The sequence below is a fragment of the Bacillus sp. GbtcB10 genome, from assembly GCF_019091365.1.
In the GTDB taxonomy this organism is placed as follows: domain Bacteria; phylum Bacillota; class Bacilli; order Bacillales; family Bacillaceae; genus Bacillus; species Bacillus altitudinis.
In genome coordinates this window covers 1-273 of the sequence record NZ_JAGXJP010000133.1, presented here as the reverse complement: position 1 = coordinate 273, position 273 = coordinate 1, and the positions used below count along the sequence as shown (strand labels likewise).

Sequence of the window (273 nt, the reverse complement as noted above, 5' to 3'; positions counted from 1 at the left end):
GGCTTGACTCGCTCCTGAAGGCCAGCGTCGTTGCCAGCGCCATATCGGTTTCGCTCCTGCTGCACTATCTGGCGCTCGGCCTTCCGGGCATCGGGTATACGGGCAGCCTGCGTGGTCTCCCCATTGCCTGGGAAGAGTTCGGTCGGGAAGCGGAAAAGATCGGGGACGACGTGGCAGCCAGGTCTGGCGTCAAACCGCTTCTCGTCGGCATGGACCGGTACAATATCGCCAGCATTCTCGGTTTTTATGCAACGGGTCGCGGTGCCCTCGATA

General features: G+C 61.5%; 1 protein-coding gene. It reads left to right on the top strand.

The annotated features are described in order from the left end of the window. Positions 1 to 273, top strand: a 273-nt coding sequence (locus tag KVT11_RS19875) for a hypothetical protein (protein WP_217609150.1), incomplete at both ends; no start/stop codon positions are given.